The sequence below is a fragment of the Streptomyces sp. NPDC054841 genome (assembly GCF_053611045.1).
On sequence record NZ_JBSGZO010000868.1, the window covers coordinates 1 to 1,628 of the forward strand.

Genomic DNA, 1,628 nt, shown 5'->3' on the forward strand with positions numbered 1-1,628 from the left:
GCCCTGCACGGGCGGGATCATCCGGCCTGCTCCGAGGGGCGGTCCGGAAACGGGGTCAGCGGTCCGGGGGCCACCCCGGGGCCGTGCGGCCCGGTGCCGTTGGGGGACACGGCCGGGACGGTAGTCGGCCGGTCGCCCTTCCCCTGCGGACCGGTCTGCGTCCCGCTGCCGGACCGGTCTGCGCCGGCTCCGGCCGACTGCGCTACGCCGCCCTCGCTGGGGCCTGCCGGGGCGGGCCGCTCGGTGGCCAGCGCCGCGAACAGCAGCCCGGTCAGGTGCTCCACCTGGTCCTCCGGGCGCAAGCTGGGCGGCTGGTAGTGGGCCAGGGTGTCGACGGCGGACCGCAGCCCGCGCAGCACCATGGGCACCTCCGGCAGGTCCAGCACCGCCGATGGCGTCGGCTCCGGCAGCAGCAGGCCGGCCTGGCCAGGCCCCGAGGGCTGGGCGACCAGCGCCGGGGCCACCAGGGTGTCCGGGCCGTGCTCGTCGGTCGCCCGGTGGGCGACCACGATCCACTCCCCGGTGTCCACGGCCTGCTGGATCCGGTTCAGCACGGTGTTCACCCGTCGGCGCAGCGCCAGCCAGGCCGCAGCCCACTGGGCGTCGGCGTCGGTCCGCCGGGCCGCGGCCTCGCGGGCCTGGCACCGGTCGGCTATCCAGGCGGCGTCGCGCTGCCGGTCCTGCTCGGCCTGCTCGCTGACCAGGAACGCCCGCGCGATGGCGTCCGCGACGATGATCGCGCCGAACGCCAGCGCCATCCAGGTCGCCGGGATCGCCAGGCCCCCCAGGCCGACGCCCTGCGGGCCGAACCGCCAGCGCACCAGCGAGAAGATCGCAGCGGTGACCACCATCAGCAGTCCCAGCGCCGCGGCGGCACCGAGCCTCTGGTTACGCCGCTGCTGGCGGTCGGGGGCCGGGTGGCGCAGCAGCCGTTGCCAGGTCGCGCCGGTCCACCGGGCGGCCACGACGCCCAGCAGCGGCAGCAGCACCGCCAGGATGTACGCGGCGAGGCGCTCCTGCCCGTACCACGGAACCTTCGAGTCGATGTCCCGGCTGAACGCCTGGATCCAGAATCCCCCTTCGCCGAGCAGAAGGACCAGCTCGGTGAGGGCCAGAAACCGGCCGGAGACCAGCGGGCGGTCCACCTCCATCCGCTGCGTCAGGCGCTGCCGGTGCCGCTCGGTGTGCTCGGTTTCGCGCAGCGGCCGGACGGGGTCGGCGGCTACAGCCGTCACGTGCTGCCCGGCGTGGCTGGACCGGCGCGCTGCCTTGATCACCTCTTTCTCGCCCCGGACCAGCCCGCGCGCGGCCTGCTCGTCGAGCCCGGTCACGGTGCTGTGGGCGATCACCTGCTCGGCGGTCTCTCCACTGGAGCGCTGCGCCCCGCCCCGGTCGCCGGGCTGACGGTGCTTCTCCGCCCGGAGGATCCGCTGCACCTCTCGCTCGACCGGACCCAGCCTCAGCCGGCGGCCCCGGGAATACGTCTTGATCATGCTTGCTCCTCGTCGACTTCGCCGGTGCGTCCCGGCCTCTGCTGCCTCTAGCGGATCCCCCGCCGGTACCGCCCGACGGTCGGCGTGATCTGCGCTTGCGGGCTCGCACCGCCGCGCCCGGGCGGAGGGAGATTC

Annotated in this window: 1 protein-coding gene; it reads right to left on the reverse strand. The window is 75.2% G+C overall.

What is annotated here, in order from left to right; all coding sequences use genetic code 11:
* Nucleotides 1-17: 17 nt before the first annotated feature.
* Complete coding sequence (locus tag ACWGI8_RS44060; protein ID WP_453669221.1) at nt 18-1,493, reverse strand: hypothetical protein; 1,476 nt, start codon at nt 1,491-1,493, stop codon at nt 18-20.
* Nucleotides 1,494-1,628 lie beyond the last annotated feature (135 nt).

Excerpts from the sequence above, each read along its gene's own strand:
- ACWGI8_RS44060 (WP_453669221.1), bottom strand. The coding sequence starts at position 1,493 with ATGATCAAGACGTATTCCCGGGGCCGCCGGCTGAGGCTGGGTCCGGTC.